General features: G+C 60.4%; 22 protein-coding genes. 11 read left to right on the forward strand and 11 right to left on the reverse strand.

The genetic code is table 11. The features are described 5' to 3' along the window. Positions 1–375: 375 nt before the first annotated feature. The 8 genes from J2Y86_RS15595 to J2Y86_RS15630 all read right to left on the reverse strand — a co-directional run bounded on the left by J2Y86_RS15595 (position 376) and on the right by J2Y86_RS15630 (position 10,174). Entirely contained in the window at positions 376–1,542 is a 1,167-nt protein-coding gene (locus tag J2Y86_RS15595) for a retropepsin-like aspartic protease (protein WP_253433013.1), read from the reverse strand. A 79-nt stretch (positions 1,543–1,621) separates the two neighbouring features. Further along, positions 1,622–2,188 carry a GNAT family N-acetyltransferase gene (locus J2Y86_RS15600; protein ID WP_253433016.1) on the reverse strand — a complete coding sequence of 189 codons (567 nt, stop codon included), beginning with the start codon at positions 2,186–2,188 and terminating at the stop codon, positions 1,622–1,624. Between the two features lie 196 nt (positions 2,189–2,384). Further along, a complete protein-coding gene (gene etfB / locus J2Y86_RS15605; RefSeq protein ID WP_150653987.1) occupies positions 2,385–3,155 on the reverse strand; it encodes an electron transfer flavoprotein subunit beta in 771 nt (256 codons plus the stop codon). Between the two features lie 15 nt (positions 3,156–3,170). After that, positions 3,171–4,391 carry an electron transfer flavoprotein subunit alpha gene (gene etfA / locus J2Y86_RS15610; protein ID WP_253433019.1) on the reverse strand — a complete coding sequence of 407 codons (1,221 nt, stop codon included), beginning with the start codon at positions 4,389–4,391 and terminating at the stop codon, positions 3,171–3,173. Beyond that, positions 4,391–6,340 (reverse strand): dimethylglycine demethylation protein DgcB, encoded by a 1,950-nt coding sequence (gene dgcB, locus J2Y86_RS15615; protein ID WP_253433022.1) that lies wholly within the window; start codon positions 6,338–6,340, stop codon positions 4,391–4,393. Before dgcB ends, etfA begins: the two co-directional genes overlap by 1 nt. 171 nt (positions 6,341–6,511) lie before the next feature. Continuing rightward, positions 6,512–8,572, reverse strand: coding sequence for a dimethylglycine demethylation protein DgcA (gene dgcA / locus J2Y86_RS15620; RefSeq protein ID WP_253433025.1), 2,061 nt, complete (start codon positions 8,570–8,572; stop codon positions 6,512–6,514). 15 nt (positions 8,573–8,587) lie between these two features. Further along, positions 8,588–9,118 (reverse strand): DUF5943 domain-containing protein, encoded by a 531-nt coding sequence (locus J2Y86_RS15625; protein ID WP_007947752.1) that lies wholly within the window; start codon positions 9,116–9,118, stop codon positions 8,588–8,590. Between the two features lie 78 nt (positions 9,119–9,196). Beyond that, positions 9,197–10,174 carry a dipeptidase gene (locus tag J2Y86_RS15630; RefSeq protein WP_008033250.1) on the reverse strand — a complete coding sequence of 326 codons (978 nt, stop codon included), beginning with the start codon at positions 10,172–10,174 and terminating at the stop codon, positions 9,197–9,199. 219 nt (positions 10,175–10,393) lie between these two features. Between J2Y86_RS15630 and J2Y86_RS15635 the strand changes: the two genes are divergently transcribed. Both J2Y86_RS15635 and J2Y86_RS15640 read left to right on the forward strand, forming a co-directional pair. Then, the gene (locus tag J2Y86_RS15635) at positions 10,394–10,795 is read left to right on the forward strand and encodes a lysozyme inhibitor LprI family protein (protein ID WP_253433028.1); all 402 of its coding nucleotides are present in this window, start codon (positions 10,394–10,396) and stop codon (positions 10,793–10,795) included. Positions 10,796–10,855: 60 nt separating this feature from the next. Beyond that, the gene (locus J2Y86_RS15640) at positions 10,856–11,272 is read left to right on the forward strand and encodes a DUF3010 family protein (RefSeq protein ID WP_253433032.1); all 417 of its coding nucleotides are present in this window, start codon (positions 10,856–10,858) and stop codon (positions 11,270–11,272) included. A gap of 133 nt (positions 11,273–11,405) precedes the next feature. Here the strand turns inward: J2Y86_RS15640 and J2Y86_RS15645 are convergent, their stop codons facing one another. Beyond that, complete coding sequence (locus J2Y86_RS15645; RefSeq protein WP_253433035.1) at positions 11,406–12,350, reverse strand: GlxA family transcriptional regulator; 945 nt, start codon at positions 12,348–12,350, stop codon at positions 11,406–11,408. Positions 12,351–12,545: 195 nt separating this feature from the next. Here J2Y86_RS15645 and J2Y86_RS15650 point away from each other — a divergent pair, with 195 nt between their 5' ends. The 6 genes from J2Y86_RS15650 to J2Y86_RS15675 all read left to right on the forward strand — a co-directional run bounded on the left by J2Y86_RS15650 (position 12,546) and on the right by J2Y86_RS15675 (position 18,080). Then, positions 12,546–13,490 carry a choline ABC transporter substrate-binding protein gene (locus J2Y86_RS15650; RefSeq protein WP_253433038.1) on the forward strand — a complete coding sequence of 315 codons (945 nt, stop codon included), beginning with the start codon at positions 12,546–12,548 and terminating at the stop codon, positions 13,488–13,490. A gap of 75 nt (positions 13,491–13,565) precedes the next feature. Continuing rightward, positions 13,566–14,453, forward strand: coding sequence for a 3-keto-5-aminohexanoate cleavage protein (locus tag J2Y86_RS15655; RefSeq protein WP_017341199.1), 888 nt, complete (start codon positions 13,566–13,568; stop codon positions 14,451–14,453). 213 nt (positions 14,454–14,666) lie between these two features. Next, the gene (locus J2Y86_RS15660) at positions 14,667–15,632 is read left to right on the forward strand and encodes an L-carnitine dehydrogenase (RefSeq protein WP_253433041.1); all 966 of its coding nucleotides are present in this window, start codon (positions 14,667–14,669) and stop codon (positions 15,630–15,632) included. A gap of 137 nt (positions 15,633–15,769) precedes the next feature. Further along, on the forward strand, positions 15,770–16,246 hold the full coding sequence (locus tag J2Y86_RS15665; protein ID WP_253433045.1) for a thioesterase family protein: 477 nt from the start codon (positions 15,770–15,772) through the stop codon (positions 16,244–16,246). A 13-nt stretch (positions 16,247–16,259) separates the two neighbouring features. Beyond that, positions 16,260–17,423, forward strand: coding sequence for a gamma-butyrobetaine dioxygenase (locus J2Y86_RS15670; RefSeq protein ID WP_253433048.1), 1,164 nt, complete (start codon positions 16,260–16,262; stop codon positions 17,421–17,423). A 393-nt stretch (positions 17,424–17,816) separates the two neighbouring features. After that, the gene (locus J2Y86_RS15675) at positions 17,817–18,080 is read left to right on the forward strand and encodes a hypothetical protein (protein ID WP_150765250.1); all 264 of its coding nucleotides are present in this window, start codon (positions 17,817–17,819) and stop codon (positions 18,078–18,080) included. Positions 18,081–18,181: 101 nt separating this feature from the next. Here J2Y86_RS15675 and J2Y86_RS15680 read toward each other — a convergent pair whose 3' ends face one another. Next, positions 18,182–19,285, reverse strand: a complete 1,104-nt coding sequence (locus J2Y86_RS15680) for a GlxA family transcriptional regulator (RefSeq protein ID WP_008033265.1) — start codon at positions 19,283–19,285, stop codon at positions 18,182–18,184. A 559-nt stretch (positions 19,286–19,844) separates the two neighbouring features. Beyond that, the gene (locus J2Y86_RS15685; protein WP_253433051.1) at positions 19,845–21,221 is read right to left on the reverse strand and encodes an L-serine ammonia-lyase; all 1,377 of its coding nucleotides are present in this window, start codon (positions 21,219–21,221) and stop codon (positions 19,845–19,847) included. Between the two features lie 435 nt (positions 21,222–21,656). On the opposite strand from J2Y86_RS15685, the gene J2Y86_RS15690 reads away from it, so the two are divergent. The 3 genes from J2Y86_RS15690 to choV all read left to right on the forward strand — a co-directional run bounded on the left by J2Y86_RS15690 (position 21,657) and on the right by choV (position 24,691). After that, positions 21,657–22,604, forward strand: coding sequence for a choline ABC transporter substrate-binding protein (locus tag J2Y86_RS15690; RefSeq protein ID WP_253433054.1), 948 nt, complete (start codon positions 21,657–21,659; stop codon positions 22,602–22,604). Between the two features lie 66 nt (positions 22,605–22,670). After that, positions 22,671–23,516: a choline ABC transporter permease subunit gene (gene choW, locus J2Y86_RS15695; RefSeq protein ID WP_253433057.1), complete on the forward strand. Its 846-nt coding sequence runs from the start codon at positions 22,671–22,673 to the stop codon at positions 23,514–23,516. After that, entirely contained in the window at positions 23,513–24,691 is a 1,179-nt protein-coding gene (choV, locus tag J2Y86_RS15700; RefSeq protein ID WP_095127144.1) for a choline ABC transporter ATP-binding protein, read from the forward strand. The genes choW and choV overlap by 4 nt, the downstream gene beginning before the upstream one ends. Positions 24,692–24,739 lie beyond the last annotated feature (48 nt).

The raw sequence follows: 24,739 nt of genomic DNA on the forward strand, positions 1-24,739 counted from the left end.
GAAGCGCCAACAGACTTTGGGGGCAACTTTGGCGCTTCTGTGGAAAACCTCCGAAAGCCGCCATAAATCGGTGTTTCCGAGAGGTTTATCACTGTAAAGCTGCAATCTGGTTGTTTTTTAACCAGACACCTGAAAGGCCCGGTTTATAGAGCCTGTAGCGGACAGCGAACATCTTATCCACAGAAGCGCCAACAGAGATTGGGGGCAAGTATTGCCGCTCGCTTAAACTTATCCACGAGAAAAAGCCCGTAAAAACCGCAAGTTAGGCTGATTATTTTTTGTACGAAGGCTTGCAGGGCTTGATTTTCACGGCGCGCAGCGAAGGGCGAACATGTTATCCACAGAAGCGCTAACAGGGATTGTGGGTAACAGTCGTCAAAGCCTGTTGAAACAAGACAAGCCCGAGGCGATATCCAGATTCAGCTCATAATCATCGAAAGCACCCCACCCGAGCAGGATCGAAGGCACGTACTGCCCGAGCAGCAGGGACGGCGGAATCGTATAGTCCGGGTAATATTTATAGGTGATCGACTGGATGCGCCCGGCCAGGCTCAACTCGCCCCGGTAGGTCCGGTGGCTCGGCGTGACGGTGACGTTGTCGGGCGCATGACCAGGTGAGGACGAGGTCAGGTAATCCACATTGCCGGTGTCGATAATCGCCAGTGTCGCCCGGCGATCCAGCCGCGCGGCAATCGTCAGCCTTTGATTGATGTCCATGCGCACATAGGTAATGGGCGAGTCACAGCGTGTGGGCGCTGCAGCGTTAATTTCCAAGGTCTTTTTCGTGACTTTCAAACGCCCTGATTTACCAATCAGATCAAGCCCCAACAAGTTATCCCGGTCACTGACAAACACCAGGACATTCCTGAATTCGCTTGTGCCAATCTTCAGGGATTCCAGGACTCCCAGCTGGGCTGACAGGTCTCGCTCACCGTAAAACGTGCTGTAGCCGTAATGGGAGTCGGTTAACAAGGTGACGCCCATCAGCTTCGCGGTTGCAGTGTTGACCCGGGTTTGAGGGGCGCCCGTGTCGAAAATGAACCGCGCCGAAACACCATTGGCCGCTTTGACATCGACGTAGGGCAGCACTGCATCGGTCGCGTGCCCGTCACCGGGGTAAGGATGGATCGGCAGTACTTCGTGATGCTTCGTCCTGCTCACCGAGAAATCGGCGACCCTGCGCAAGGTCGCGATCGATTCGTTGCCGAACATGGAGAACATCAGTTTGAGCTCAGGGTCATTCGCGATGGCCCGGGCGTGACTGCGCTTGATCGCCAGGTAGTAGTCAGGCAGCTGGTTGGCGGCTTTGGCCTCGAACATTCTGGCGAGAACGGACACTGAGCATTGCAGGTTTTTCTCGGCATCGCGCACGTTGTCGCACTGCTGCTTCATCTGCGCCAGGGAAGCGCTGCGCCCCTGTCTGGACTCGACCCATGTGTAGAAATCCGGCGCTTCGTCATCAGCCGTCAAACGCGTGGATACAACCAGAAAAACCATCACGGCACAGATCAGACATGTCACACGCAGACTGACCGCGTTCATGATCAACCCGTGCCTGAAAACCCGCTGTTTGAATTAGCGCTGCTGCCCAACCGGACGGCTCATGGAGAAATATAGCTCACTAGGGCCACTGCATGAGGTAGGCGTCACCGGTCACTCTAATCATCGGGTGAGGCGTGATCTGGCAGGTATCGACGATGCGAAAGCCATGGCGTTCGTAGAATCGACGGGCACCGGTGTTGACGGCGTAGTCGATCAGGCTCAACCCCTTGAGGCCCAACTGCTGGGCGCGTTCGTGAGCGTGGGCGAGAAACTGTTGGCCCAGGCCCCGATTGCGCCAGCCTTCGTGCAGCGCCAGGCTGGAGATGTAAAGCGTGTCGGGGATTTCCATGTCGGCATACGGCGCCAGCACCGGGTCGGTGGTGGGTTCGGCCAGGGGATCGTGACGCATTGTGTAGCTGTGCATCATGCCGACGACCTGCCCGTCGGCTTCGGCAATCAGGCAGTTCTGATAAGAAAAATCCACATCGTCGCGGGCATAACGACTGGCGCCCACGTCCAATAGATCCTGGCCGGGCTCGGCCAGTTGGCTCCAGATATAATCCGCAGCGCCCTCTGACGAAATCTGGAACAGACGAGCAATCTCCCGCGCATCCGCGCGCTGGGCCGAACGAAATTCAACGGTCATTGTTTTTCCCCTGTGAAAAACAAACCTGTGGCGAGGGGATTTATCCCCGTTGGGCTGCGAAGCGGCCCCAAAAAATGGGACTGCTGCGTAGTCCAACGGGGATAAATCTCCTCGCCACAATTTATTCGTCGCTTGTTCAACTTCTACTGACTGGAAGTACAGCAAGCCCACATTTTTGATTCAGTTTGAGCGAGAGTCAGCGAACCACGCCTTCTTCGATCAGCAACTTGAGAATCGCCTCGGCACCCGCTTGCGCAGTCACGCCTTTCAGCACCTGTCCACCGCCGCCACTGGCCTTGGCCGTTGCGGCTTTCATCCGGTCTGCGCCGCTTTTCGCCTTGATCACTTTCAAGCGTTTAGGTCGCGGTTTGGCGGGTTGCAACGTGGCAACCGCCAGCAGCTCATCGTCGATCACTTCGACTTCATCCGCCTGCAACACCCCACGCCGTGCCGGGCCGTAGGCGCTCTGCCGAGGCTTCGGCGCGGCGTTATCCACGGTTGCGAGAAACGGCAGCCGTACCTTCAAGCGACGACGCTGGCCACGGGGCAAGGCTTGCAGCACCAGCGCCGTACTGCCGTCGATGGATTCCACCTGAGCCAGCCCGACCACCAGCGGCCAGCCTAGGCTTTCCGCCAGCAGAAACGGCAGCATGCCCGAGCCTTCACCGGTTTCTGCCTGGCTGCCGGTCAGCACGACCTGGGCCCCGGCATCGCGCAGATAGGCGGTCAACGCCGGCAATGCATCGGCGCCCTGCGGTTGTTCCAGCACATGCAACTGTTCCAGGCCCATGCCCAGATAAGCGCGCAATGCCGGTTCCGCGACGTCGCCGGCATGCAGCACTTGCAGGTTATCCCCAGCCAGTTGCAGACCCAGCTCCACCGCCCGCGCATCCTGCTCCGCGCGACGTGGCCGACCGGAGGTCGGGTGGGCGCCGATGGACACCAGGCTGATGATTTTCGTGCTCATAACCCTTTCCTTCCCTTAAGCCGCATCGCGCTTGGCTTCGTTGCGGTAAGCCTCTACCGCCGCGATCAAGGCTTGAAGAATCTCGGCGCTCTCGCCGATCACCGACAAGTCGGCCCGTTTGATCATGTCGCAGCCAGGGTCGAGGTTGATCGCCACCACCTTGTCGCAGGCGCCGATGCCTTGCAGGTGCTGGATCGCCCCGGAAATGCCCACCGCCACGTAAACCCGCGCCGTGACCCAGGTACCGGACGCGCCGACCTGCCGATCACGCGCCATGAAACCATCGTCCACGGCCACCCGGGACGCGCCTTCGGTGGCGCCGAGCGCTTCGGCAGTCCTGTGGAAAAGCTCCCAGTCCTTGACGCCGTTGCCGCCGGAGAAGATGAACTCGGCTTCGGCCATCGGAATCGCCGCCGGGTCCACCGCCACTGCGCCCAGATCTTCAATGCGCGACAAGCTTCGCGCAACGGCTGTGGATAACTCCACCGGCAAGGCTTCATGTCGGGTTTCGCTGACCGGTTCGGCACATTCGGCAGCGGCCAGAATCAGGCGTGCGACGGGACGCGCAAGGTCTTGTAAGCCCGCACCGGCGCGGCCGATGCATTCCTGTTCCTTGACCTGCCAGACCCGCGTGGCCGGGCGTTCGCCCAGTGCGGCGGCAAAACGTCGACCGAGTTCACCGCCACCGCTGCGGCTGTCCGGCAGCAACCAGTGACGCGGGCTGAACTGGTTATCCACAGCCCGCAGGCCCTGGACCCGTTGTTCCGGTGCATAACCGCTGAATTCGTCGCCTTCGAGTACGAGCAAACGATCGACGCCAGCAGTGGCGAAGGCGTTTTCCTTGTGTTCGCCGAAGACCACGGCCAACACCGCGCCGTCCTTGCCGGCCAATTGATGCGCCAGGCCGAGCAAGTCGCGGTCGTGGCTGCTCAAGCGGCCGCCGACCATGTCCGGTACCACGCTGATGTAAAACGCCGGTGCAGGCACTTGATGCAGCGGCAATTGCACTTCAATGGCGGCCGAGCGTTTGGTCGCCCCGCCCTGCTGAGCACCGCTGCGGTCGATCCGCTTGATGCCGTTCGGGCCGATGAAACCTATGCCATGGAGATTCTTGCGGATGACGCCATTGGGCCCCATCCAGCTGTGTTGCGCCGGTCGCATGGCCGCGTGCAGCGGGTGCAGGCGGTTACGGGCAATCCATTCGGCGCGGGGGTCGCGGCGGATAATGTCGCTCATCAGTGGGCCTCCGCAGGTTCACGTTGGGCCGGTGTGGACGGTTTGCTTGGGGCTGCGTCTTCAAGCAATGCGTCCGCCACCAGTTCGGCGATGTCCTTGATCAGCGGACGTGGTTCAACCACGCCTTCGAGCATCGCGGTGCACTGTGGGCAACCCACGGCTACCAATTCGGCGCCGGTTTCGCGGATGTCTTCCATGCGCATGTCGGGGATCCGCTGCTTGCCCGGAATGTCCGTGATCGGCGCACCGCCACCGCCGCCGCAGCAGCGCGAGCGGAAACCGGAGCGTTGCATCTCTTTGACTTCAATCCCGAGGGCGCGCAGCACTTCACGCGGCGCCTCGTACTCGCCGTTGTAGCGACCGAGGTAGCATGGGTCGTGATAGGTCACGCTGCTGCCTTTGTGCTGGCCGAGATTGAGGGCGCCAGCGCCAATGATTTCGGCCATGTAGGTGCTGTGGTGCTGCACCAGGTAGTTGCCGTCGAAGGCGCCGTACTCATTTTTCAGCACGTGGAAGCTGTGCGGGTCGCAGGTGACGATGCGGTTGAAGCTGTATTTGGCCAGGGTCTGGATGTTGCGTTTAGCCAACAGTTGGAACGTCGCTTCGTCGCCCAGACGCCGGGCCACGTCACCGCTGTCGCGCTCTTCCAAACCGAGTACCGCGAAGTCGACCTTGGCCGCTTTCAGCACTTTGACGAAGGCGCGCAGGGTGCGCTGGTTGCGCATGTCGAACGCACCGTCGCCGACCCAGAACAGCACGTCGACGGATTTCTTTTCGCTCATCAGAGTGAGGTTCAAATCCGCCGCCCAGTTCATCCGCCCGCCCGGCGCGAAACCGCCCGGGTTGTCGGTGGCGATCAGGTTTTCCAGGACTTCGGCGCCCTTGTTCGGGGTCGCGCCTTTTTCCAGGGTCAGATGGCGGCGCATGTCGACGATGGCGTCGACGTGCTCGATCATCATCGGGCATTCCTCGACGCAGGCACGGCACGTGGTGCAGGACCACAGGGTTTCGGCGTCCACCAGACCGTTGACGATCGGCTGATGCGGATTGCCGGCGTGTAGACCGACTTCTTTGCCAGGGTACGGACTGCCAGCGAATTTGGCATCGGTGCCGCCAGCCAGGCCGACCACCATGTCCTGAATCAGTTTTTTCGGGTTCAACGGCTGGCCGGCGGCGAACGCCGGGCACGCAGCTTCGCACTTGCCGCACTGCACGCAGGCGTCGAAGCCGAGCAATTGGTTCCAGGTGAAATCCTTGGGTTTTTCCACGCCCAATGGTGCGGTTGGATCGTTCAGATCCAGCGGTTTCAAACCGGTGGAACGGCCGCCGCCAAAGCGTTCGGCGCGACGGTGCCAGGCCAGGTGCAAAGCACCGGCGAAGGCGTGCTTCATCGGGCCGCCCCAGGTCATGCCGAAGAACAATTCCGAGACGCCCCACAGCACGCCGATCCCGAGGATCACGGCCAGGATCCAGCCACCGAAGTCTTCCGGAAGGATGCCGGCTACCGGCAGGGTCACCAGGAAGAACGACGCCGAAAACGCCAGCAGGCTTTTCGGCAGACGCATCCACGGGCCTTTGGACAAACGGGCCGGTGGGTTGCGCCGACGCAGGTACATAAAGATCGCACCGACGAACATCACGGCCGTCATCAGCAACAGCGCATAACCGAGATAGCGATTATGCAGGCCGAAACCGTGCACCAGAATCGCCAGCACCGCCGACGCCACCGCGCCACCGGCCGTGGCCACGTGGGTGTTGGCGATGTATTTGTCCCGCGCGACGACGTGGTGCAAGTCGACCATGTAGCGCTTGGGCATGGCGAACAGGCCGCCGATCAGGTCGACTTTCGAAGCCCGGCCCCGTCGCCACATGGCCACCCGCCGCAACGCGCCGAGGACAGCGAGGCCCAGGGCTGCGAACAACAGGATTGGAAGAAGGGTGTTCAACATGGTGGAGCTCCCAAAGACCGCAGGGTCTTGCAGGCCAAACTACCTGGATGCCTTGCCCGATTCCTGTGGGAGCGGGCTTGCTCGCGAAAGCGGTGGGTCAGTCGACATCAATGTTAAATGTCAGTCCGCCTTCGCGAGCAAGCCCGCTCCCACAGGGTTATCCACAAGCTCTTAGAAATCCTTGCACAACCGCAACGCGTCGTAGATCGCCGCGTGGGTGTTGCGCTGCGCCACGCAATCGCCGATGCGGAACAGCAAGTAGCCGTCGCCCGCCTGGCTCAACGAAGGTTGTGGCTTGATCGCGAACAGGGCTTCGATGTCCATCTGGCCTTTGTTGCGCGAGCCTTCCTTCATGGCGTAGTAGATTTCTTCGTCCGGACGCACGCCGTTTTCGACGACGACCTGGTCCACCACCCGCTCCTCCTTGGCGCCGGTGTATTCGTTTTCCAGCACCGCCACCAGCTTGTCGCCTTCGCGGTAGACCTTCTCCAGCATCATGTCCCCGGTCATGATCACTTCTTTCGGGTACATGCTGCGGTAGTACGTCGGGAACGAGGTGCCGCCAATCGCCACGCCCGGCTTGATGTCGTCAGTGACGATCTCGACCTGGCTGCCCTTGTCGGCGAGGAAGTCGGCAGCCGACATCCCGGTGAACTCGCAAATGGTGTCGTAGACCAGCACGTTCTTGCCCGGCGCCACTTTGCCGTCAAGGATGTCCCAGCTGCTGACCACCAGGCCTTCAGCCGCGCCCCAGTGTTCGTTCTGCTCGAGGAATGGATGACCGCCAACGGCGAGCACCACCACGTCCGGACGCAGGTCGAGAATGGTCGCTGCATCGGCGGCCACGCCCAGGCGCAGGTCGACTTTCAGACGCGCCAGCTCCAGTTGGAACCAGCGGGTGATACCGGCGATCTGGTCCCGTTGTGGGGCTTTCGATGCGGTGGTGATCTGCCCGCCGATAAATTCTTTCTTCTCGAACAGGGTCACGTCGTGGCCACGTTCGGCGGACACGCGCGCCGCTTCCATCCCGGCAGGGCCGGCACCGACCACCACGACTTTGCGCTTCACACCGGTCGATTTCTCGATGATGTGCGGCACGCCCATGTATTCACGGGAGGTCGCGGCGTTCTGGATGCACAACACGTCCAGGCCTTGGTACTGACGGTCGATGCAGTAGTTGGCGCCGACGCATTGCTTGATCTGGTCAACCTGACCCATCTTGATCTTGGCGATCAGGTGCGGGTCGGCGATGTGGGCGCGGGTCATGCCGACCATGTCGACGTAACCGCCTTCCAGAATACGGGTCGCCTGGTTCGGGTCCTTGATGTTCTGCGCGTGCAGAACCGGCGCCTTCACCACTTCCTTGATACCGGCCGCCAAATGCAGGAACGGCTCCGGTGGATAACTCATGTTCGGAATCACGTTGGCCAGGGTGTTGTGGGTGTCGCAACCCGAACCCACCACGCCGATGAAGTCGATCATGCCGGTGTCGTCGTAGTACTTGGCGATCTGCTTCATGTCCTCGTGGGACAAGCCGTCCGGGTGGAATTCATCACCGCACAGACGGATGCCGACGCAGAAGTCCGGGCCGACTTCAGCCCGCACAGCCTTGATCACTTCCAGGCCGAAACGCATGCGGTTCTCGAAGCTGCCGCCCCATTCGTCAGTACGCTTGTTGACGCGCGGGCTCCAGAACTGGTCGATCATGTGCTGGTGCACGGCGGACAGTTCGACGCCGTCCAGGCCACCGGCCTTGGCTCGCGCGGCGGCGCTGGCGTAGTTGCCGATCACCCGCCAGATTTCTTCCGGCTCGATGGTTTTGCAGGTCGCACGGTGCACCGGTTCACGGATGCCCGACGGCGACAGCAGGGTTGGCCAGTGCTCGCCGTCCCAACGGGAACGACGGCCCATGTGGGTAATCTGGATCATGATCTTGGCGCCATGCTTGTGCATGGCGTCGGCCAGGTTCTGGAAGTGCGGAATGATCCGGTCGTCGGCCAGGTTGACCGACTTCCACCAGCCTTGCGGGCTGTCGATGGCCACGCTGGAGGAACCGCCGCAAATCGCCAGGCCGATCCCGCCCTTGGCTTTCTCTTCGTAATACTTGACGTACCGGTCGGTGGTCATGCCGCCGTCGGTCGCGTAGACCTCGGCGTGCGCGGTGCTGAGCACGCGGTTGCGGATGGTCAGTTTGCCGATCTGGATCGGCTGGAACATTGCTTCGAAAGCCATGGCGGGGTCCTCGACTTACAACGGCTTGACGGTGAACAAACCGTCGTCGTGGCCTTCTTCGGAGCCACCGTAGACTTGCTCGGCAACCGTGCGAATCTTGCTGCCGCGGGCTTGCAGAATCTGGTCCATGGCACCGGCAAACCAGCCAGTGAACATGTAGTCGACCTTGCGCCCGACCTTGCCGTACACGTAGACGAACGCCGAGTGTTCGAGCTTGACGCTGGCAGTGCCTTTGTCGAGGTCGATGTCCTGGATCTTGAACAGGCCCCAGCCGCGTTGCGACAGACGCTTCATGTAGTGCTCGAACACCGCGACGCCTTCCAGGCCGTGGCATTCGGCTTCTTTTTCACACCAGTGCCAGGCGGACTTGTAGCCGGCCTTGTAGAGGATCTCGGCGTAGGCTTCGGCGCCCAGCACTTCCTCGATGCCCATGTGGTTGTTGACGAAGAAATGACGCGGTACGTACAGCATCGGCAGGGCGTCGGAGGTCCAGACACCGGTTTCGCTGTCGACTTCGATTGGCAATTGCGGGGCGATCTTGGCCATGGAAACTTAACTCCAGAAAAATTTTGGTGTTGCCCCCGGCGCGGACGGCCGGGGGAAAGGATTCAGAGGTGCGGCGGCTTACTCGCCCCAGACGTCCTTGAGGACGTTGACCCAGTTCTCGCCCATGATCTTGCGCACCACACGCTCGGAATGGCCGCGCTTGAGCAGGGTTTCGGTCAGGTTCGGGAACTCGCCCACGGTGCGGATGCCCAGCGGGTTGATGATCTTGCCGAAGCTGGTCAGACGGCGGGCATAGCCCTTGTCGTGGGTCAGGTATTCGAAGAAGTCCTGGCCATGGCCCTGGGTGAAGTCGGTGCCGATACCGATGGCGTCTTCGCCGACGATGTTCATGGTGTATTCGATGGCTTCGGCGTAGTCGTCGATAGTCGAATCGATGCCCTTGGCCAGGAACGGCGCGAACATGGTCACACCGACGAAACCGCCGTGATCGGCGATGAACTTCAGTTCTTCATCGGATTTGTTGCGCGGGTGAATTTTCAGGCCCGACGGCAGGCAGTGGGAGTAGCAGACCGGCTTCTTGGATTCGAGGATGACTTCTTCGGAAGTCTTCGAACCGACGTGGGACAGGTCGCACATGACGCCAACGCGGTTCATCTCGGCAACGATTTCACGACCGAAGCCCGACAGCCCGCCATCGCGCTCGTAGCAACCGGTGCCGACCAGGTTCTGGGTGTTGTAGCACATCTGCACGATACCGACGCCGAGCTGCTTGAACACCTCGACATAGCCGATCTGGTCTTCAAACGCGTGAGCATTCTGGAAACCGAAGAGGATGCCGGTCTTGCCCTGCTCCTTGGCTTTACGGATGTCGGCGGTGGTGCGCACCGGAATCACCAGGTCGCTGTTCTCGCGGATAAGCTTCTGGCTGGCGGCAATGTTGTTGACGGTGGCCTGAAAGCCCTCCCACACCGACACGGTGCAGTTGGCCGCGGTCAGACCGCCTTTGCGCATGTCTTCAAACAGCTCGCGGTTCCACTTGGCAATAATCAGCCCGTCGATAACGATGCTGTCGGCGTGCAATTCGGCTGGGCTCATCAGGCTGTCCCCTATTAGCGATTCATGCGCCGAATCGTGTGCCGGCGCTTTGGGGCCAGCATATGCCTGAGGACCGGTGCAGCCGGGTGCAAAAACGACAGGGGGTTTGCCGAAAGCGTCAATCCGCGACAAAGGGTCGTCGTTGAACGTCGCAGGCCACCTGTTCAAGGACTTGCGCATGGGCCAGAATTCGCGGCACTACGTATTTGGGGTAAAGCAATGAAATCGATCTTCCTGGCTTTGGCACTGATAGCGACCGGCGTACAGGCGGCTGAAGAGTCCGAAAACAACCCCTGCGATGCGGTCGAAAACGACGTCCAGACCCTGGAATGCTCGGTCTACAGCCGAACCACCGCAGAAGACCTGCTCAAGGAAAACTACCAAAGCCTGACCGAGCGCATGCAAACCCTCTACGGCAAGAGCCCGACGCAACTGGCCGACATCACCGCCAAGATCAAGGCCGCCCAGCAACAATGGCTGAAGACCCGGGATGCGGATTGCGCGGTTGAAGCATTTCCGGCGACCAGTGGCAGCAAGGCGTTCACCATCGCGCAAAATGATTGCGTGGCGCGTATGAGCGATGAGCGGTCGGAGTTTTTGGAGTCGATTGGGCAGGAGTGATGCAAACTTCGGCCAACTAGAGCGGTAAAGCTGCTTACTTCAGCCAGTAAAGGGATCGAAATGAAAATCTGCGGTATCGAAATCAAAGGCAGTGAGGCGATCATCGCCGTGGCCTCTCTCGACGGTCAGGCGCTGAGCCACGCCGCCCTGGCGACCAAGAAAATCGCCCTTGAGGATGACGACGAGGCCGCCAACGTCAAGGTCTTTGCCGCGCAAGTCGCGTCGTTTGTTCGTGAGAATTCCATCGACCGGATCGCGATCAAGAAGCGCAGCAAAAAAGGCGAATTTGCGGGTGGGCCGACGACGTTCAAGATCGAGGGCGTTTTCCAGTTGCTGGAGAGTTGCGAGGTGACGCTGCTGTCACCGCAGACGATCAATGCGCAGAACAAGAAATTTGATTTTGAGCTGCCGGGGACGCTGAACAAGTATCAGCATGAGGCGTTCAAAGCGGCGTGTTCGGCATTGATGAAAAAGTAACTCAATCTTCTACCAACACAGAGAACCTGTGGGAGCCGGGCTTGCCCGCGATTGCGGTGTGTCAGTCAACATCAATGTTGAAAGTGCCGGCCTCATCGCGGGCAAGCCCGGCTCCCACAGGTTTCGCTGCTGTTCATGCTTTCGCGGTGCGCCGGTCTTCCCGTGGACACCGCTCAAACCGCGCCCGATAGCTCCGGGTGAAATACGACGGCGATTCAAACCCGCACGCGATACTCACCTCCAGCACACTCATGTCCGTCTGCCGCAACAACTGCCGCGCCTTCTCCAGCCTTAACCGCAGATAAAAATTGCTCGGTGTGTCGTTCAGGTGCAACCGAAACAACCGCTCCAGCTGCCGCCGCGTCACTTTGATCGATTCGGCCAGCTCCAGCGTGGTCAGCGGCGGCTCACTGTGCTGTTCCATCTCGCCAATAACGTGAACGAGTTTCTTGTTGCTGATGCCATACCGCGTGGCGACTTCCATGCGCTGGTGGTCTTTGCGCGGGCGGATGCGGCCGAGTACGAATTGTTCGCTGACCTGGATCGCCAGTTCCGGGCCGTGGGCCTGGGCGATGAGGTCGAGCATCAGGTCGATGGACGCGGTGCCGCCAGCGGAGGTGATGCGCCGACGATCGATCTCGAACAGCTCCTGGGTGACGCTGAGCTGTGGATAAGACTCCTTGAACGCGTCGATGGCTTCCCAGTGCAGGGTCAGGCGATGGCCGTCGAGCAGACCGGCTTCGGCGAGGACGAAACTGCCGGTGTCGATGGCGCCGAGTTTCACGCCTTCGTTGTCCAGTCGGCGCAGCCAGTGCTCCAGTGCCGGGGTGGCGAACTTCAGCGGTTCGAAGCCGGCTATCACCAAGAGTGTCGCGCCTTTCTTCAACGGTTCCAGCGCCGCGTCGGCGTTGACCGACATGCCGTTGCTGGCCAGTACCGCCCCGCCGTCTGCGCTCAGCACATGCCAGCGATACAGCTCGCCGCGAAAGCGATTGGCGACCCGCAGCGGTTCGATCGCCGAGATAAAACCGATGGCCGAGAAACCCGGCATCAACATGAAGTAGAAATCCTGGGACATGGAGCGCACTCGGTTGACGGGTAGCGTGTGGACGTTGATACGCCACTTGCGAGTGGCATTCAAGAGGTCAGGTCGCTGCAGTGCAAGAGCTGGTCGCCGTAGTGCGTTTTAACGGGGGCATTGGTGCGTAACTTGGTCATCACCGGCGCACGAAGATGCCGGAACCCACAATAACGTCTGCCGAGGAAACCTGAGATGAAACGACTGATCAGCAGCTGTGTTCTTGCACTCAGCGGTACCGCTTTCCTGAGCGCCAGCGTCATGGCGGCCGAACCCGCTTCTTGCCAGAACGTGCGCATGGGCGTCGTGAACTGGACCGACGTCATCGCCACCAGCGCCATGACCCAGGTATTGCTTGACGGCCTCGGCTACAACACCAAACAAACCAGCGCTTCCCAGCAAATCATTTTCGCCGGGATCCGCGACCAGCGCCTGGACTTGTTCCTGGGCTACTGGAACCCGCTGATGACCCAGACCATCACGCCGTTCGTCGACGCCAATCAGGTCAAGGTCCTTGAAGCTCCAAGCCTGAAAGACGCCCGCGCCACCCTCGCCGTACCGACTTATCTCGCCGACAAGGGCCTGAAAACCTTTGCCGACATCGCCAAGTTCGAAAAAGAGCTGGGCGGCAAGATCTACGGCATCGAGCCAGGCTCGGGCGCCAACACCCAGATCAAGGCGATGATCGCCAAGAACCAGTTTGGCCTTGGCAAGTTCCAGTTGGTCGAGTCCAGCGAGGCCGGCATGCTCGCGGCGGTGGATCGTGCCGTGCGCCGCAAGGAAGCCGTGGTGTTCTTCGGCTGGGCGCCGCACCCGATGAACGTCAACGTGCAGATGACTTACCTCACCGGCAGCGACGACGCGCTGGGCCCGAACGAAGGCATGGCCACCGTCTGGACCGTCACCGCGCCGAACTACGCGCAACAGTGCCCGAACATCGGCAAGTTGCTGAGCAACCTGACCTACACCGCCGAAGACGAGAGCCGGATGATGCAGCCGCTGCTGGATCACAAGGACGCCTTCGAATCAGCCAGGCAATGGCTGAAAGATCACCCGCAAGACAAGCAACGCTGGCTGGAAGGTGTGACCACCTTCGATGGCAAACCGGCGGCTGACAATTTGAAACTGACCAGCAAATAAACCCCGATTGAACCACCGACTCGCAGCCCTACGGGGCTGCGAACGGAATCATCACGCCTGCAAGGAACCCGCCTCATGAACCACGACGTCATCATCACCTGCGCACTCACCGGTGCTGGCGACACGACCAGCAAAAGCCCGCACGTGCCGGTCACCCCGAAACAAATCGCCGCTGCCGCCGTAGAGGCAGCCAAAGCGGGCGCCACGGTCGTCCACTGCCATGTGCGCAACCCCGAAACCGGCAAGTTCAGCCGTGACGTGGCGTTGTACCGCGAAGTCATGGAGCGCATCCGCGAGGCCGACGTCGACATCATCGTCAACCTCACCGCCGGCATGGGCGGCGACCTGGAAATCGGCGCTGGCGAGAACCCGATGGAGTTCGGTCCGAACACCGATCTGGTCGGCCCGCTGACCCGCCTGGCCCACGTCGAAGAACTGCTGCCGGAAATCTGCACCCTCGATTGCGGCACCCTGAACTTCGGCGATGGCGACACCATTTACGTGTCCACCCCGGCGCAGCTGCGAGCTGGCGCCAAACGCATTCAAGAGCTGGGCGTAAAGGCCGAGCTGGAAATTTTCGACACCGGTCACCTGTGGTTCGCCAAACAGTTGATCAAGGAAGGCTTGCTCGACGACCCGCTGTTCCAGCTGTGCCTGGGCATCCCGTGGGGCGCGCCGGCGGATACCACCACCATGAAAGCCATGGTCGACAACCTGCCAGCCAACGCGGTGTGGGCCGGTTTCGGTATCGGTCGCATGCAGATGCCGATGGCCGCGCAAGCGGTGCTGCTCGGCGGCAACGTGCGGGTCGGTCTGGAGGACAACATCTGGCTGGACAAAGGCGTACTGGCGACCAACGGCCAGCTGGTCGAACGCGCCTCGGAAATCCTCAGCCGCCTCGGCGCGCGGGTTCTGACCCCGGCGGAAGGCCGGGCAAAAATGGGCCTGACCAAGCGCGGTTGAGCCGAACCACACATCACCTGTGGGAGCGGGCTTGTGTGGCGAGGGGATTTATCCCCGTTCGACTGCGAAGCAGTCGCAAAACCGGTGACTGCGGTCTCTCTGAGAAACCGCACTCACAGATTTGGGGCCGCTTCGCGACCCAACGGGGATAAATCCCCTCGCCACACAAGCCCGCTCCTACAGCGGATCACCGAATTCTTTTAGGAAGTTGCCATGACCTTCATCACTGATATCAAAACCTTCGCTGCCCTGGGCAGCGGTGTCATTGGCAGCGGCTGGGTCTCCCGCGCCCTCGCCCACGGCCTCGACGTGGTGGCCTGGGACCCGGCGCCCGGTGCCGAAGCGGCCCTGCGCAAACGCGTCGCCAATGCCTGGGGCGCGCTGGAGAAGCAAGGACTGGCGCCCGGCGCTTCGCAAGATCGCCTGCGCTTTGTCGCGACCATTGAAGAGTGTGTTCGCGATGCCGATTTCATTCAGGAAAGCGCCCCGGAGCGCCTCGATCTGAAACTGGAACTGCACAGCAAAATCAGCGCGGCGGCCAAGCCGAATGCACTGATCGGCTCCAGCACCTCGGGCCTGTTGCCGAGCGAGTTCTACGAGAGCTCGACGCACCCGGAACGCTGCGTGGTCGGCCACCCGTTCAACCCGGTTTATCTGCTGCCATTGGTGGAAGTGGTAGGTGGCAAGAACACCGCGCCGGAAGCCGTTCAAGCGGCCATGAAAGTCTACGAATCCTTGGGCATGCGTCCGCTGCATGTGCGCAAGGAAGTGCCGGGGTTTATCGCCGACCGCTTGCTCGAGGCGTTGTGGCGTGAGGCACTGCACCTGGTGAACGACGGTGTCGCGACCACCGGTGAAATCGACGACGCGATCCGTTTTGGCGCGGGTCTGCGCTGGTCGTTCATGGGCACCTTCTTGACTTACACCCTGGCCGGTGGCGATGCGGGGATGCGCCACTTCATGGCGCAGTTCGGACCCGCATTGCAGCTGCCGTGGACTTATCTGCCGGCACCGGAACTGACCGACAAATTGATTGATGATGTGGTGGATGGCACCAGTGACCAGCTGGGCACGCACAGCATTTCGGCGCTGGAGCGCTATCGTGATGATTGCCTGCTGGCGGTGCTTGAGGCGGTGAAGACCACCAAAGAGAAGCATGGGATGGCCTTCGCCGACTAACCATCGCCACCCACTTGCAGGAGCGAGGCTTGCCCGCGAAGAGGCCGGTACATCCGACGGATTTCTTGCGGCAGGAATACCGCCTTCGCGGGCAAGCCTCGCTCCTACAGGTTTCAACCATTTTCGGATGTGACGACATGCCCACCCTCACCACCTACCAAACCACAATCATCCCCGACTGGGTCGACTACAACGGCCACCTGCGCGACGCCTTCTATCTGCTGATTTTCAGCTACGCCACCGACGCTCTGATGGATCGCCTGGGCATGGACAGCAACAACCGCGAAGCCAGCGGCAATTCGCTGTTCACCCTCGAACTGCACCTCAATTACTTGCACGAAGTGAAGCTCGACGCCGAGGTTGAAGTGCACACCCAGATCATCGCGCACGACAGCAAACGCCTGCACCTCTATCACAGCCTGCACCTGGTCGGCGATGACAAGGAGCTGGCGGGCAACGAACAAATGCTGCTCCACGTCGACCTCGCCGGGCCGCGTTCTGCGCCGTTCAGCGAAGAGACGCTGGGCAAGCTGCAAGCCATCGTGGCCGAGCAAACCGACCTGCCTGCCCCCGCCTGCATTGGCCGAGTGATCGCTCTACCTGCAAAAAAATAACAAGGAGATCGCCATGAACACCGCTGCTGCGTTTGCCGACTTTCGTACTTATCCGTTGATCAGCGCGCTGAGTGGCGTGCAGGCCTTGGCGGATCGCGTTCTTGTGACATGGGCCGATACCCGTGTCAGCCCCTTCCATCATCAATGGCTGCGGGACAACTGCCCGTGCCCGCAATGCGTCTACACCGTGACCCGCGAGCAGGTGCTGGAAATCGTCGATGTCGCAGAAAACCTGACCGCGGCCAATACCCGGGTCGATGCTGAAGGCTGCCTGTGTGTCGATTGGCAGGACGGCCACCAGAGTCGCTTTGATCCGGGCTGGTTGCGGGCTCACGCCTATGATGACGAATCCCGCGCCGAACGCCGGGCCGGCAAGCCGAAATCCAGGCTGTGGAAAAGTGATGTGCAGCTACCGGTGTTCGACTACCAGGCGTTGATCAACGATAACGATGCCCTGTTGCAGTGGCTGCTGGCGGTGCGCGATACCGGCCTGACTCAAGTGCGCGGCGTGCCCACCGAACCGGGGTCACTGAAGTTGATTGCCCAGCGGATTTCCTTCATTCGCGAGAGCAATTTCGGCGTGCTGTTCAACGTGCAATCCAAGGCCGATGCCGACAGCAATGCCTACACCGCTTTCAACCTGCCGTTGCACAGCGACCTGCCAACCCGGGAGCTGCAACCGGGCCTGCAATTCCTGCATTGCCTGGTCAACGACGCGGACGGCGGCGAGAGTATTTTTGTCGACGGTTTTGCGATTGCCCACGCGCTGCGCGAGGAAGATCCCGAGTCTTTCAAGGCCTTGTGTGAAATCCCCGTGGAGTTTCGCAACAAGGACCGTCACAGCGACTACCGCTGCCTCGCGCCGATCATTGCTCTGGATGCGTTGGGGCAGGTGTCGGAAATTCGTATGGCGAACTTTTTGCGTGGGCCGTTCGATGCGTCCATCGAAGACATGCCCAAGCTATACCGCGCTTATCGGCGGTTTATTGCGATGACCCGCGAAGCGCGGTTCAGGTTGATGCAACGGCTCAATCCCGGCGAATTGTGGTGCTTCGATAACCGCCGCACCCTCCACGCCCGCAACGCCTTCGACCCCGCCAGTGGCGCCCGGCATTTTCAAGGGTGCTATGTCGATCGGGATGAGTTGTTGTCGCGGATCCTCGTTTTACAGCGTTAAACCGCGTCATCGTTCTTCGCGGGCAAGCCTCGCTCCTACAGGTTTCGCGGCGTTCGCCTAACCGGTGGTGACCCCGATCCTGTAGGAGCGAGGCTTGCCCGCGAAGGCGTCAGCCCAGACACCACAACTCCTCCTGATTCACAGGCAAAAAAAGCCCCGATCAAGCCGTGACAGGATCGGGGCAGAAGTTACTGTTGAGGAGCCGTTGCGCGAGGGTGACCAAACCTTCGTGAAGCCAGCTGAATCCAGTGTGCCCACTCTCCCCTCTCGCAAGTTAGCCGAAAACGACCTGTTCATAGGTATTGCGGCCATTGCGACAAATCGTCCTTGCCGCCACCCCGCCCCCCTACGAGAATCGAACCACGACACCGTTCCCTGAAGAAGGATTGCGTCATGATGCACGCCGATTTGATTGACCAGGAAGACCTGCTGGGCCAGCTGAAATCATTAGGGTTTCAAGTACCGAACGGCTCCACGGCCGAGCAGGCTTGCGAGTGTGCGGTGAGGGGTTTGAACGATGAGCGGGCGATAGTGCTGCGCACCATGGTCAAGCAGATGTACACCAGCAGCGCGACCATCCTGCCGGCCGTGCGCCAGGCCATCGACAGGCAATTGCTGCCGGCGTTGGCGGAGTACCAACAAAGCCGTAGCGCCTGACCTGTGGCGAGGGGGCTTGCCCCCCGTTCGGCTGCGCAGCAGTCGTAAAATCTTGGGGCCGCTGCGCGACCCAACGGGGGCAAGCCCCCTCGCCACAAGGTTTAAAGCCTTACGCTGGCAAACGTCGACTCATTACGCGCCTGACTCAACGCCGACAACGGCCCGGACAACGGCGACAGCACCAATGCTTGCGGCAGCGGCATCATCGCTACCTGTTGCGTGGTGTTGGAACCGACGCGTTCGTCACGCGGCGGAATACCGAAGTATTCGCGGTAGCACTTGGAGAAGTGCGGCGTGGACACGAAGCCGCACACCGACGCCACTTCGATGATCGACATCGGCGTTTGCTTGAGCAGCTGCCGGGCGCGGATCAAGCGCAGTTTCAGGTAGTAACGCGATGGCGAGCAGTGCAGGTACTTCTGGAACAACCGCTCGAGCTGACGACGGGACACGGCGACGTACACCGCCAGTTCGTCGAGGTCGATCGGTTCTTCGAGGTTGGCCTCCATCAGCGCGACGATTTCCTGCAACTTCGGCTGGTTGGTGCCGAGCATGTGCTTGAGCGGCACGCGCTGGTGATCCTGTTCGTTGCGGATACGCTCGTAGACGAACATTTCCGAGATCGCGGCCGACAGTTCGCGGCCGTGATCGCGGCTGATCAGGTGCAGCATCATGTCCAGCGGCGCGGTGCCGCCGGAGCTGGTGAAACGGTTACGGTCGAGGGTGAACAAACGGGTACTCATAGCCACGCGCGGGAAGGCTTCCTGCATCGAGGCCAGGCATTCCCAGTGCACGCTGCAATCGAAACCGTCCAGCAGACCCGCGCAAGCCAGGGCCCAGCTGCCGGTGCAGACCGCACCGAGGCGCTTGGACTGGCGCGCCTGGCTTTGCAGCCACGACACGTGTTCGCGGGTTACGGTGCGCTGAATGCCGATACCGCCGCAGACAATGATGGTGTCCATGGAAGGTGCTTTGTGCATGGAGGCGTCGGGGGTGATCTGCAGACCATCACTGGCCCAGACCTGACCGCCATCGACGGTGAGCGTGGTCCAGCGATACAGCTCGCGACCGGACAATTGGTTGGCCATGCGCAGGGGTTCTACGGCGGAGGCCAGAGAAATAAGCGTGAAATTGTCCAGCAGCAGAAAGCCGATGGATTGAGGCGCACGGTTCTGGGGTTGAGCCCCGGAGTTGAACGTCGTCATCGCGGTATCTCCTCACACAAAGCGGGTGATGGCCTCAGGCGGAGGCTCTTGTTATTGCCATCGTTCTCGCGTGGGAGACGGGCTTTGTAATGACAGAGCAATTGCCATGCCTAAAATTGAATGCGCGTTCAATAACTCCTGAAAACGACGTCGCGGCGTGTCTATATAAGCCGCGTCGCGAGTGGGGGTTATAAGTATCAGGAAGGGCAGCAAGTGCTCTGCTCCGTTGCGTGTGAGCAAATCGGTAGCACTTGTGGGAACAGGCTTGCGGCGACTTTGGAAAGAGTGTCACCGCAAGCACAGGGGACGAAAGGTCAGGGCCGGTTTGGATCCCTGGGTTGATACAAGTGGCTTATCTGTAAGCGACGCGCCAAAAGGTGGCGCGTTTCGATTTCCGTGTTCACTTAGCGCGCAGTTTTGACTGGTCTGGTGGTGCGTGGTGAGGTCTGTTGTGGCGAGGGGATTTATCCCCGTTCGGCTGCGCAGCAGTCGTAAAGATTTTGGGGCCGCTTCGCGACCCAACGGGGATAAATCCCCTCGCCACAAGGTCGACCGGGTATCAGCACTCCACCGCGCTAACCGCCAACCCACCCCGCGATGTCTCTTTATATTTGTCATGCATATCCGCACCGGTATCACGCATGGTGCGGATCACCCGGTCCAGCGAAATAAAGTGCTGGCCATCCCCACGCAACGCCATCTGTGCAGCGTTGATCGCTTTCACCGCGGCAATCGCATTGCGCTCGATGCACGGCACTTGCACCAGCCCGCCGACCGGGTCGCAGGTCAGGCCGAGGTTATGCTCCAGACCGATTTCCGCCGCATTGCACAATTGCTCCGGCGTGGCGCCAAGGATCTCCGCCAAGCCCGCCGCCGCCATGGCGCACGCCGAACCGACTTCACCCTGGCAACCGACTTCCGCACCGGAAATCGACGCATTCTTCTTGCACAGAATCCCTACCGCTGCGGCACTGAGGAAATAGTCGACCACGTTGGCGTCAGTCACCGCTTCGCTGAACTTCATGAAGTAGTGCAACACCGCCGGAATGATCCCCGCCGCGCCGTTGGTCGGTGCCGTGACCATGCGCCCGCCGGCGGCGTTTTCTTCGTTGACCGCAAGGGCGAACAGGTTGACCCATTCCATTGCGCTCAAGGTCGAGCCGATCACGTTGGGCTTGTTCAGCTCCTGCAGGCTACGGTGCAATTTGGCCGCACGACGACGTACGTTCAGGCCACCGGGCAGGATGCCTTCGTGCTTGAGACCTTGCTCGACGCAATCCTGCATGGCTCGCCAGAGCTTCATCAGCCCGGCGCGGATTTCGTCTTCGCTGCGCCAGACCTTCTCGTTGGCCATCATCAGTTCAGCGACGCGCAGGTTGTGCTGCTTGCAGAGGCTGAGCAGCTCGACGGCGCTGGAGAAATCGTACGGCAACTCGGTGCGATCCAGATCCACCACGCCGCTGGAGGCTTGCGCTTCATCAACGACAAATCCGCCACCGATGGAATAGTAGGTGTCGCGATGCAGCTCGCCGTCATCGCCTTCGGCAATCAGGGTCATGGCGTTGGGGTGGAACGGCAGGTTTTCGTCGATCAGGCGCATGTCCCGGGCCCAGATGAACGGCACCGATAAACGGCCGTCGAGCAGCAGCGTGTGGGTTTCGCGCAGGGTTTCAATGCGGATGCCGATTTGCGACGGATCGATCGCGTCCGGCCACTCGCCCATCAGGCCCATGATCACCGCGTTGTCGCTGCCGTGACCGATGCCGGTGGCCGACAACGAACCATAAAGCTGAACTTCGACGCGCCGCACTTGTTCCAAAAGACCCTGCTCACGCAAACCTTGCACGAACAGCGCGGCGGCGCGCATCGGCCCCACGGTGTGCGAACTGGAAGGGCCGATGCCGATTTTGAACAGGTCGAAAACGCTGATAGCCATTACTGCCGAACTCCTGGATGTGCCAACTCCAGGCGCAGAAGCGCCCGGTGACGGAGCTGCTACGCTCAAGCTGCAATCCGCCGGTATGGCTGCATCATCAGGCTTTTGCCGTGTCGTTCGACGTCTCACACCGACGCACTCTTGTCCAACAACGCCGCGCAGGTTTTACGCAGCGTTTTCGCCGTTTTTTTGCGGTCCAGGCGGGCAAAAGGGGCTGAAAAAATCTGTAAACGACGTCACCGACACTGGATGCGACCATCCCTGTACTGGATACGACGCACCCTGTAGGCGTCAGATTTTCACTGGTACATGATCGTATCGACTCGATTGCAAGGCGCCGTGGTAGAGCTGTCTCCAAAACGCCATCCAACCGCAACCTATAAGTGCGGTGGTCCAGTCGGAACACTGCCAAAAAAAACACCAAGGAGTCCATCCATGAAAGGTTCCCCGTCGTTGTTGTTGGCCGCCATGCTGAGTCTGCCGTTACTGGCTCAAGCCGCAGAACCCGCTCAGTGCAGTACCGTAAACTTCTCCGATGTCGGCTGGACTGACATTACCGTCACCACCGCCACCACCAGCGTCGTTCTCGATGCCTTGGGCTACAAGACCAAAACCACGATGATTTCCGTGCCGGTGACCTACAAGTCCCTGGCCGACGGCAAGAACATGGACGTCTTCCTGGGGAACTGGATGCCGACCATGGAAAACGACATCAAGGCCTACCGCGATGCCGGCACCGTGGACACCCTGCGCGCCAACCTCGAAAACGCAAAATACACACTCGCCGTGCCCGAAGAGTTGTATAACAAGGGTCTGAAAGATTTCGCCGACATCGCCAAGTTCAAGAAAGAACTCGACGGCAAGATCTACGGCATCGAACCAGGCAACGACGGCAACCGCCTGATCCAGAGCATGATCGACAAGAATGCCTTCGGCCTGAAAGACGCCGGCTTCAAGGTAGTCGAGTCCAGCGAGGCAGGCATGCTCTCGCAAGTCGATCGCGCCCAGCGCCGCAACACCGCCGTGGTGTTCCTGGGCTGGGAACCACACCCGATGAACACGCGCTTCAAGATGAAGTACCTGACCGGCGGCGACGAGTTTTTCGGCCCGAACTTCGGTCAGGCAACCATCTTCACCAACACCCGCAAGGGCTACGCACAGGAATGCGGCAACGTGGGTCAGTTGCTGAAAAACCTGGTGTTCACCCTGGACATGGAAAGCACGCTGATGGGCAACGTCCTGGACGACAAAATGAAGCCTGACGCGGCCGCCAAGGCCTGGCTGAAAAAGAATCCACAGGTCCTCGATACCTGGCTCGCTGGCGTGACCACCATTGACGGTAAACCAGGCCTGGAGGCCGTGAAAGCCAAGCTCGCGCAGTAATCGCTTACGCCGGGCGGGTTCGCTCGCCCGGGCTGTTTATTTCCTTGCATGCGGACGTTCACTACCATGCTGATTGATCAGAAAATACCTCTAGGCCAGTACATCGCGGGCTTCGTTGAATGGTTGACGCAACACGGCGCCAACACCTTCGACGCAATCGCCGTGTCACTGGAAACGATGATCCACGGCGTGACTTTTGCGCTGACCTGGTTCAACCCGCTGGCATTGATCGGCCTCATCGCGCTACTGGCACACTTCATTCAACGAAAGTGGGGGCTGACCGTTTTCGTCATTGCCTCCTTCCTGCTGATCCTCAATCTGGGGTACTGGCAGGAAACCATGGAAACCCTCGCCCAGGTGTTGTTCGCCACCCTGGTCTGCGTGGTCATCGGCGTGCCGCTGGGCATCGTCGCCGCGCACAAACCGATGTTCTACACCGTGATGCGTCCGGTACTCGATCTGATGCAGACCGTACCGACCTTCGTTTACCTCATTCCTACCCTGACCCTCTTCGGTCTGGGTGTGGTCCCGGGTCTGATCTCCACGGTGGTGTTCGCGATTGCCGCGCCCATCCGCCTGACCTACCTGGGCATTCGCGATGTCCCGGAAGAATTGATGGACGCTGGCAAAGCCTTTGGCTGCTCGCGACGTCAGCTGCTCTCACGAATTGAATTGCCCCACGCCATGCCAAGCATCGCGGCCGGTATCACCCAGTGCATCATGCTGTCGCTGTCGATGGTGGTGATCGCGGCACTGGTGGGCGCCGACGGCCTGGGCAAACCCGTGGTCAACGCACTGAACACTGCTGATATCGCCCTGGGCTTCGAAGCGGGCCTGGCGATCGTACTGCTGGCGATCATGCTCGACCGTATCTGCAAACAACCCGACGCCAAAGTAGGGGGTGACGCATGAGCATTATTCGCTTCGAAAACGTCGACGTAATCTTCTCCAAGGATCCACGCGAGGCACTCAAGCTGCTGGATCAGGGCATGACCCGTAACGAGATCCTGAAAAAGACCGGGCAGATCGTCGGGGTCGAAAAGGCCAGCCTGGACGTCGAAAAAGGTGAAATCTGCGTACTGATGGGCCTGTCCGGCTCCGGCAAGTCCAGTCTGCTGCGCTGCATCAACGGCCTCAACACCGTCAGCCGCGGCAAGCTGTTTGTCGAGCACGAAGGCAAGCAGATCGACATCGCTTCCTGCACCCCGGCAGAACTGAAAATGATGCGCACCAAGCGCATTGCGATGGTGTTCCAGAAGTTCGCCCTGATGCCTTGGTTGACGGTGCGCGAGAACATCAGTTTCGGTCTGGAAATGCAGGGTCGCCCTGAGAAAGAACGCCGCAAACTGGTCGACGAGAAGCTTGAGCTGGTGGGCCTGACCCAATGGCGCAACAAGAAACCCAACGAGCTGTCCGGTGGCATGCAACAACGCGTGGGCCTGGCCCGTGCGCTGGCGATGGACGCCGACATCCTGCTGATGGACGAACCGTTCTCGGCCCTCGACCCGCTGATCCGCCAAGGCCTGCAAGACGAACTGCTGGAGCTGCAACGCAAGCTCAGCAAAACCATCGTCTTCGTGAGCCACGACCTCGATGAAGCCCTGAAGCTGGGCAGCCGCATCGCGATCATGAAAGACGGCCGGATCATTCAGTACAGCAAGCCTGAAGAAATCGTGTTGAACCCGGCGGACGACTACGTGCGGACCTTCGTCGCGCACACCAACCCGCTGAACGTGTTGTGCGGCCGCAGCCTGATGCGCACCCTCGACAACTGCAAACGCATCAACGGTTCGGTCTGCCTCGATCCGGGCGGCGATTCGTGGCTGGACCTGGCCGAAGGCAACACCATCAAGGGTGCCCGCCAGAACGGCGCCAGCCTGGACCTGCAGAACTGGATTCCAGGGCAAGCGGTTGAAGGGCTGGGTCGCCGGCCGACGCTGGTGGATTCGAACATCGGCATGCGCGACGCGTTGCAGATTCGTTATCAGACCGGCAACAAACTGGTGCTGCACGACAACAACAAGGTGGTCGGGATTCTCGGCGACAGCGAGCTCTATCACGCGCTGCTCGGCAAGAACCTGGGGTAAGGCAGCAGACACAAAAACGCCGCGAGAGGATCGCGGCGTTTTTGTTTA

Origin of the sequence: Pseudomonas migulae (assembly GCF_024169315.1) — a bacterium.
In the GTDB taxonomy this organism is placed as follows: domain Bacteria; phylum Pseudomonadota; class Gammaproteobacteria; order Pseudomonadales; family Pseudomonadaceae; genus Aquipseudomonas; species Aquipseudomonas migulae_B.

Excerpts from the sequence above, each read along its gene's own strand:
- J2Y86_RS15595 (WP_253433013.1), bottom strand. The coding sequence starts at position 1,542 with ATGAACGCGGTCAGTCTGCGTGTGACATGTCTGATCTGTGCCGTGATG.
- J2Y86_RS15600 (WP_253433016.1), bottom strand. The coding sequence starts at position 2,188 with ATGACCGTTGAATTTCGTTCGGCCCAGCGCGCGGATGCGCGGGAGATT.
- etfB (WP_150653987.1), bottom strand. The coding sequence starts at position 3,155 with ATGAGCACGAAAATCATCAGCCTGGTGTCCATCGGCGCCCACCCGACC.
- etfA (WP_253433019.1), bottom strand. The coding sequence starts at position 4,391 with ATGAGCGACATTATCCGCCGCGACCCCCGCGCCGAATGGATTGCCCGT.
- dgcB (WP_253433022.1), bottom strand. The coding sequence starts at position 6,340 with ATGTTGAACACCCTTCTTCCAATCCTGTTGTTCGCAGCCCTGGGCCTC.
- dgcA (WP_253433025.1), bottom strand. The coding sequence starts at position 8,572 with ATGGCTTTCGAAGCAATGTTCCAGCCGATCCAGATCGGCAAACTGACC.
- J2Y86_RS15625 (WP_007947752.1), bottom strand. The coding sequence starts at position 9,118 with ATGGCCAAGATCGCCCCGCAATTGCCAATCGAAGTCGACAGCGAAACC.
- J2Y86_RS15630 (WP_008033250.1), bottom strand. The coding sequence starts at position 10,174 with ATGAGCCCAGCCGAATTGCACGCCGACAGCATCGTTATCGACGGGCTG.
- J2Y86_RS15635 (WP_253433028.1), top strand. The coding sequence starts at position 10,394 with ATGAAATCGATCTTCCTGGCTTTGGCACTGATAGCGACCGGCGTACAG.
- J2Y86_RS15640 (WP_253433032.1), top strand. The coding sequence starts at position 10,856 with ATGAAAATCTGCGGTATCGAAATCAAAGGCAGTGAGGCGATCATCGCC.
- J2Y86_RS15645 (WP_253433035.1), bottom strand. The coding sequence starts at position 12,350 with ATGTCCCAGGATTTCTACTTCATGTTGATGCCGGGTTTCTCGGCCATC.
- J2Y86_RS15650 (WP_253433038.1), top strand. The coding sequence starts at position 12,546 with ATGAAACGACTGATCAGCAGCTGTGTTCTTGCACTCAGCGGTACCGCT.
- J2Y86_RS15655 (WP_017341199.1), top strand. The coding sequence starts at position 13,566 with ATGAACCACGACGTCATCATCACCTGCGCACTCACCGGTGCTGGCGAC.
- J2Y86_RS15660 (WP_253433041.1), top strand. The coding sequence starts at position 14,667 with ATGACCTTCATCACTGATATCAAAACCTTCGCTGCCCTGGGCAGCGGT.
- J2Y86_RS15665 (WP_253433045.1), top strand. The coding sequence starts at position 15,770 with ATGCCCACCCTCACCACCTACCAAACCACAATCATCCCCGACTGGGTC.
- J2Y86_RS15670 (WP_253433048.1), top strand. The coding sequence starts at position 16,260 with ATGAACACCGCTGCTGCGTTTGCCGACTTTCGTACTTATCCGTTGATC.
- J2Y86_RS15675 (WP_150765250.1), top strand. The coding sequence starts at position 17,817 with ATGATGCACGCCGATTTGATTGACCAGGAAGACCTGCTGGGCCAGCTG.
- J2Y86_RS15680 (WP_008033265.1), bottom strand. The coding sequence starts at position 19,285 with ATGACGACGTTCAACTCCGGGGCTCAACCCCAGAACCGTGCGCCTCAA.
- J2Y86_RS15685 (WP_253433051.1), bottom strand. The coding sequence starts at position 21,221 with ATGGCTATCAGCGTTTTCGACCTGTTCAAAATCGGCATCGGCCCTTCC.
- J2Y86_RS15690 (WP_253433054.1), top strand. The coding sequence starts at position 21,657 with ATGAAAGGTTCCCCGTCGTTGTTGTTGGCCGCCATGCTGAGTCTGCCG.
- choW (WP_253433057.1), top strand. The coding sequence starts at position 22,671 with ATGCTGATTGATCAGAAAATACCTCTAGGCCAGTACATCGCGGGCTTC.
- choV (WP_095127144.1), top strand. The coding sequence starts at position 23,513 with ATGAGCATTATTCGCTTCGAAAACGTCGACGTAATCTTCTCCAAGGAT.